A 6,180-nucleotide genomic window follows, 5' to 3' on the forward strand; every position below is an offset into this window, starting at 1 on the left:
GGGTCAGGTGCGGGCGGGTGGCGTTCAGGGGTTGGATGAGGGCGCCGGGGTCGTCGTGTCCGAGGGCTGCGTGGAGCTCGCTCACTGGGCGGCGCGCCGCTGTGGGGAGGTCGGTGAGGGCGGCGATCTGTCCGGCGATGCGGCGCAGGTCGGCGGCGTTGCGCCGGGCCCAGGTGGCGGCGGTGCGCTCGGCGGCACGGCGCTCGCGGGTCGCCTGGACGCGTTGTTCGCCGGTGGTTCCGGCGGGGCCGGGCCGGTTGCGCAGGTAGCGGCGTTCCGCGGCCTGGCGGCTGGCCACGCCGAGCGGATGGGCGAGGTCGGCCCAGCTGGCTCCTGCGTGGCGGGCCGTTTCGATCAGGCCGGTCTCCCATCCGGCGAGCTGCTCGCGCACCTGGCGCAGCAGCAGGAGGGAGGCAAGGGCCTGCTCCGGTCCGGGGCCGCCCGCGGGGGACTCGGGGGGCTGCTCCTGAGCGGCACGCAGGGCGTCGTCTATGGCTTCCAGAGCCGCCGCGGCCGCGAGGAACGAAGCGGGGCTCCGGGTGTCGTCGCTGGTGGAGACCGGCTGGTCGGCTGCTGTCATGGGCACCTTCCCGACGCTGTCGTCCTATGGACGACACCATGTTTGTCATCCATTGGATGACATGCTACAACGGATTCAGTGAGGCGCATTGGCAGCAACTGCCCGAACCTGCTGGAGGTGTTTCGCGATGTTGATGCGCACTGACCCCTTCCGCGAGCTCGACCGGATGGCTCAGCAGCTGATGAGCCCGGGCACCTGGTCGCGGCCGGCCGTGATGGCGATGGACGCCTACCGCGAGGGCGACGAGTACGTGGTGGCCTTCGACCTCCCCGGCGTCAGCGCGGAGGCGATCGACATCGATGTCGAGCGGAACATGCTGACCGTCAAGGCCGAGCGCCGGCCCGTGACGAAGGCCGACGACGTGCAGATGGAGCTGTCCGAGCGGCCGCTCGGCGTCTTCTCCCGCCAGATCGTCCTGGCCGACACGCTGGACACCGAGCACATCAAGGCCGACTACGACGCCGGGGTGCTCACCCTGCGCATCCCGATCGCCGAGCGCGCCAAGCCCCGCAAGATCGCCATCGGCGGGGAGTCCTCCCGCAAGGAGATCTCCGGCTGAGAGGCCGGAGGGGCCGGAGAGGCCGGAGAGAGCGAAGAGCAGACGGAGGCCGACGAGGCCAGTGATGTCGGCCCGGCCGGCCGGCGGCGGAGGACGGGCACCCGATCTCCCCCTTGCCCGTCCTCCGCGCCCGACTGGGACCGAAGCCGGAGCCGAACCGGACTGACACCGGACTGATACCGGACAGAAGAAGGGTGGCGGCCGACGTGACCCTGCGATGGGAAGCGTTCCTGGAACACGTCAGGGAACGCGGCGAGTACGACAGCCGGCAGGAAGCGGACCGCGTGGCCCGCGTGGTGCTCGCGCTGCTGGGCGCACACCTCGTCGGTGAGGTGCGCGCCCAACTGGCGGCGTGCCTGCCGGAAGACTTCGCCCTGATCCTTCTCAACCCACTGCAAAGCGCCGAACCGCTGTCGCCGGAGCGGTTCGTGCGGGCGACGGCGGCCTGGATCGAGGGCGCCACCGAACAGACCGCGGCCTGGGACGTCAGCGCCGTCCTCAGCACGGTCGCCGACGCGGCCGGCGACGACCTGCTCAAGGAGATCCTGCTCCAGCTCCCCGCGGGCTACGACCTCCTCTTCGGCCGCCCTCGGACAGCCTGACCACCCGCACCACGACTCGGCGGCGACAGAGACTCAGCGGCGACAGAGACTCTCGGCAGCGACAGAACAGCAGCGACAGAACAGCAGCGACAGAACAGAAAGGCAAACACCACAGTGATGTCCGACCGGCGTGCACCGCTCCAGCACACGCTCGCGATGACCTACGAACAGATGCTGGAGAAGGTCCGCTACGAAGGCGCCTACCCCACCCGGGAACGGGCCGAGGAGGCCGTCCGCCTGGTCCTCGCAGGACTCGGGCGCCAGCTGACGGGCGAGGAACGCGTCGAACTGGCCGCACGCCTCCCCTTCGAAGCCGCACGCATCCTCACCGCACAGATCCCCGACGTCCAGCCCCTCACCGGCTGGTTCTTCGTCAAGGACCTCGCCGCCCGCACCGGCGCCACCCTGGGCGCCACCCGCTGGGACACCGGCTCCGTCCTCTCCGCCGTCGCAGAGCTGGCCGGCCCCGACCTCCTGACCCGCATCCTGCGCCAGCTCCCCTCCGGCTACGCCCTGCTGTTCGGTCGCGCCGAGCTCACCCAGGCCGCGTAGCCGCTCCGCTCGAGAAGCCGCAGACCGGCCATGCCGACGCGCGTGGCCGGTCGGAGCGTACGGGCGCATGGGGTGACCGTAGCGAACGCGGTGACCGCGGCCAACGCGATGACCCCGGCGAACGCCGTGAATGCGTCGCGCGAAGACGGGTACCCCGGTCCGGCGAAAGGCGGTGAGCGGAAATGCCCACACGAAAGAACAAGGACGAAGGCCGGGGGAGAGGCAAGGCCTCCCAGCGACCGCGAGAGCAGAAGAACACGGCGGATGACGACGCCGCCGGCCGTGAGAGAGGGCAGAGCGCCGAAGACGCCCTCAAGGAGGAATTCCACCGGCAGACCCGTGGTCCGCGCGACGACCGCGGACGGGGCCCCAAGGGTGAACGCCAAGGCGACTGGTGACCGACGGGCCGGTGACCAGCGCCCCGAGTGACGGGCGAGCGGAGCTGGAGCTGATCGTGCTGGTCGGCCTCCAGGCGTCGGGCAAGTCCACCTTCTACGCCCGGACCTTCGCCGGTACGCACGCGCACGTGAGCAAGGATCTCTTCCGCCGGGCGCGGCACCGCCAGCGACGCCAGATGCGCCTGGTCGAGGAGGCACTGGCGGAGGGGGTACCGGTCGTGGTGGACAACACCAACCCTTCCCCGCACGAATGGGCGCCCCTCATCGCGGCGGGGCGCGCCCATGGCGCCCGCGTGGTCGCGTACTGGTTCCCGCCCGACGTCCCGGGCGCGCTCGCCCGCAACGCCGCCCGGCAGGGCCCCGAACGGGTGCCGGACGTCGGTGTGTACGCGACGCTGAAACGGCTCTGCAGACCGCAGCGGTCCGACGGCTTCGACGCGGTGTACGAGGTCCGGTTCGACGGCGAGGGCGGATTCCTGGTGGATCCCGCGGATGATCCGGGGCCCGGCCACGAGACCACGTGGGGCCTCGACATGCCCGCATGGACCGCCCCTGCCCCTGCCCCCGCCCCCGTCCACGGCGCGGAGGAGCCACGGCCGCTCGCCGTCTTCGACCTGGACGGCACGCTGGCCGACGTCCGCCACCGGCTGCATCACTTGGAGAGCCGGCCGCGCGACTGGGACGCCTTCTTCGCCGCCGCCGTCCGGGATCCCCCGCTCGCCGAGGGAATCGCCCTGCTCACGGCCGCCGCGCAGCGATGCGAGGTGGCTTACGTGACCGGCCGTCCGGAGCACTGCCGCCAGGACACCCTCGACTGGCTCACCCAGCACGGCATGCCCGAAGGCCCCCTCCTGATGCGCACCCCGGGCGACCGCAGGCCGGCCCGCGTCTGCAAACCGGAGCTGCTGCGCCGCCTTGCCCGCGACCGCGTCATCGCGGTGGTGATCGACGACGACCGCCAGGTGTGCGACGCCTACGAAGCCGGGGGATTCCGGGTGTTGCGGGCCACGTGGATGGCCGGGCAGCCTCTCCTGGAACAGGTCCAGGAGAGCGAGGGCCGTACGTGAGGGTCGTATGTGAGACCTGGTACTTCGGCCCCGGCGAACCTCGCCCCCACGGCGCCACCGAAAATCAGAGGCTGCGTTGCGGTCCGCATCACTACGCTCCGGACCATGAGTACTGACCCCTCCCGCCCTACGTTCGTCCTGGTGCACGGGGCTTGTTCCAGCTCGTTCATGTGGGCCCCTGTCCAGCGGGAGCTGACGTTGCTGGGCCACCGCAGCTTCGCCGTCGACCTGCCGGGCCACGGGTTCGACGCCCAGTACCCGGCGGCCTATCAGGCCCCGCAGGACCTTGACGCGTGGGCGGCCGAGCCGTCGACGCTGGCCGGGGTCACCTTGCAGGACAACGTGGACGTGGTGGTGGACGTCGTCCGCCGGGTGGCCCGGCACGGGCCTGTGGTGCTGGTCGGCGCCAGCCTCGGCGGGACCACCATCACCCAGGTAGGCAACACGATCCCCGAACTGGTGGACAGGCTCGTCTACATATCCGCGTGGTCGTGCATCGAGCGTCCCAGCCCGGTCGCCTACATGCAGGAGCCCGAGTTCGCCGGCAACCTGCTGGCCCCGCTGGCCGCGTTGAACGTAGGCGATCCGGCCGCACTCGGCGTCGGGCGGGCCAACTACCGCACGGCCGACCCCGCCCTGCTCGCCGCCCTCAAGGCGGCGGTCATGGCGGACGGCACCGACGAGCAGTTCCGTGCCTTCCTCAACATCCTGCAGCCCGATGAGTCGATCGCCGTGATGACGGCCGACGCCCGCGGGCAGGCGGACACCTGGGGAACGATCGCCCGTACGTACATCCGGCTCACCGGCGACCGCTCGCTTCCGGTGGCGATGCAGGACCGCCTGATCGCCGAGGCGGACGCGCTGACCCCCGGCAACCCTTTCGACGTGCACACGCTGGACACCAGCCACACCGGCTTCCTCCTGCGACCGGCGGAGGTGGCGGGAATCCTGGACCAGCTGATCGTCTAGGACCGGACAGCGGTGGGCCGCCAACGGAATCACGTACGGGACGAAATCCCGGCTATCCGCATATTATTGGACGTCGTGGGGCGACGTGATGCGGAACAACGGTCGATGACGCCCGGTGCCGGGCGAGGGCGGTTCGCTGCGCCGGGCTGGGGCTTCACTCATACCCGGTACAGCGCGGACCACGGCACCCCGGAGGCCACCCGCAGGGCCGGCGCCCTGCTCTCCACGCCATCGCTGCCGCAGAACCAGCACATCATGGGCTGGGGCGCCGAGAATCCCGAACCGGCGCCCGGCCGCTACGACTTCCAGGCCCTGGACGAGCGCGTCGCCCTGATGCGGGCCACCGGCGCCACCCCCGTCCTCACCCTGTGCGGCGCCCCCGACTGGATGAAGGGCGGGCGCCGCGGGCGCACCGACTGGTCCCGCCTGGAGGCCGCTCCCGACCGGCGGCACTACGGGCACTTCGCCCGGCTCGCGGGCCGGATCGCCCGCCGCTACCCGGACATCAGGCACTTCCTGGTGTGGAACGAGCTCAAGGGCTTCTACGACGAGGAAAAGCGCCGGTGGAACTACGAGGGGTACACCGAGCTGTACAACCTCGTCTTCGCGGAGCTGAAGAAGCAGAACCCGGACAACCTGGTCGGCGGCCCGTACGTAGTGGCCGACCACGACCCGCCCGCCGAGCACCGGGAAGACCGCTCGACCGAACTCCGCGGCCCCTGGGGCGAGCTCGACCAGCGCTCCGCCGACGTCATCCACTACTGGAACCAGCACAAGGCGGGAGCGGACTTCGTCGTTGTCGACGGGGCCGGCTACACCCGTGAGGGACACGAGACGATCCCCGACGAGTTCGCCGCCACCGAGAAGTTCGCCGACGTCACCCGCTGGCTGAGGAGCGTCACCGGGCTTCCCGTGTGGTGGGCCGAGTGGTACGTCGAGCCGCCCGCCGAGGACGACCGGCCCGGCGGCCGGGACGGCTGGAGCGAGCACCACCGCACCGCCGTGCACGCCACCGCGATGATGCACCTCGCGGCGAGCGGCGCATCCGCCGCCTTCTACTGGAACCCGCAGCTGACCGGGGAGGACTGCCCGGGCTGCCTGTGGCGCAGCACTCATCTCAGCGACGGGGGCCACGGGCTGCCCATGGCCCGGCTCCTGACCCGCTTCGCCCACGAGTTCCCGCCGGGCAGCGCCTTCCGGCCGGTCGAGGCGACCGCGGGGGCGGGCGCCAGGATCCAGGTCCTCGCCGACGACGACGCCGTGCTCGTCGTCAACACCGAGTGCCGGCCGGTGGCAGCACGGGTGGACGGACAGGCGTTGTCCCTCGGCCCGTACGAGGTGTGCTGGCTGGCGCGCTGACCCGCCGTGCCGGGCCGAGCTTCTCCGAGCCCCCACCGCGCCGGGCTGTGCTGTTCGTGCCCCCAACGCTCCTTCACACCCCACGCCCCTCACC

Annotated in this window: 7 protein-coding genes and 1 pseudogene; 7 read left to right on the top strand and 1 reads right to left on the bottom strand. The window is 71.4% G+C overall.

Annotated elements, in window-relative coordinates; all coding sequences use genetic code 11:
* A partial coding sequence (locus tag ACSNOH_RS32695; RefSeq protein ID WP_436725082.1) for a type III effector protein occupies nucleotides 1–580 on the bottom strand: 580 nt, incomplete at its 3' end.
* 127 nt (nucleotides 581–707) lie between these two features.
* Here ACSNOH_RS32695 and ACSNOH_RS32700 point away from each other — a divergent pair.
* The 7 genes and pseudogenes from ACSNOH_RS32700 to ACSNOH_RS32730 all read left to right on the top strand — a co-directional run bounded on the left by ACSNOH_RS32700 (nucleotide 708) and on the right by ACSNOH_RS32730 (nucleotide 6,086).
* Nucleotides 708–1,139, top strand: a complete 432-nt coding sequence (locus tag ACSNOH_RS32700; protein WP_436725083.1) for an Hsp20/alpha crystallin family protein — start codon at nucleotides 708–710, stop codon at nucleotides 1,137–1,139.
* Nucleotides 1,140–1,345: 206 nt separating this feature from the next.
* Nucleotides 1,346–1,741 (top strand): DUF2267 domain-containing protein, encoded by a 396-nt coding sequence (locus ACSNOH_RS32705; protein ID WP_436725084.1) that lies wholly within the window; start codon nucleotides 1,346–1,348, stop codon nucleotides 1,739–1,741.
* 117 nt (nucleotides 1,742–1,858) lie between these two features.
* Nucleotides 1,859–2,293, top strand: coding sequence for a DUF2267 domain-containing protein (locus tag ACSNOH_RS32710; RefSeq protein ID WP_436725085.1), 435 nt, complete (start codon nucleotides 1,859–1,861; stop codon nucleotides 2,291–2,293).
* Nucleotides 2,294–2,747: 454 nt separating this feature from the next.
* Nucleotides 2,748–3,008, top strand: a pseudogene (locus ACSNOH_RS32715) (AAA family ATPase); the annotation flags it as partial.
* A 216-nt stretch (nucleotides 3,009–3,224) separates the two neighbouring features.
* Nucleotides 3,225–3,758, top strand: a complete 534-nt coding sequence (locus tag ACSNOH_RS32720; protein WP_436725088.1) for a hypothetical protein — start codon at nucleotides 3,225–3,227, stop codon at nucleotides 3,756–3,758.
* 105 nt (nucleotides 3,759–3,863) lie between these two features.
* Entirely contained in the window at nucleotides 3,864–4,727 is an 864-nt protein-coding gene (locus ACSNOH_RS32725; protein ID WP_436725086.1) for an alpha/beta hydrolase, read from the top strand.
* 75 nt (nucleotides 4,728–4,802) lie between these two features.
* Nucleotides 4,803–6,086, top strand: coding sequence for a xylan 1,4-beta-xylosidase (locus tag ACSNOH_RS32730; protein WP_436725087.1), 1,284 nt, complete (start codon nucleotides 4,803–4,805; stop codon nucleotides 6,084–6,086).
* Nucleotides 6,087–6,180: the final 94 nt, after the last annotated feature.

Origin of the sequence: Streptomyces sp. URMC 127 (assembly GCF_051386535.1) — a bacterium.
Taxonomy (GTDB): Bacteria; Actinomycetota; Actinomycetes; order Streptomycetales; family Streptomycetaceae; genus Streptomyces.

What these genes read in the sequence shown, in the direction of transcription:
- ACSNOH_RS32720 (WP_436725088.1), top strand. Translation starts at nt 3,225, where the DNA reads ATGCCCGCATGGACCGCCCCTGCCCCTGCCCCCGCCCCCGTCCACGGC.
- ACSNOH_RS32725 (WP_436725086.1), top strand. Translation starts at nt 3,864, where the DNA reads ATGAGTACTGACCCCTCCCGCCCTACGTTCGTCCTGGTGCACGGGGCT.
- ACSNOH_RS32700 (WP_436725083.1), top strand. Translation starts at nt 708, where the DNA reads ATGTTGATGCGCACTGACCCCTTCCGCGAGCTCGACCGGATGGCTCAG.
- ACSNOH_RS32710 (WP_436725085.1), top strand. Translation starts at nt 1,859, where the DNA reads ATGTCCGACCGGCGTGCACCGCTCCAGCACACGCTCGCGATGACCTAC.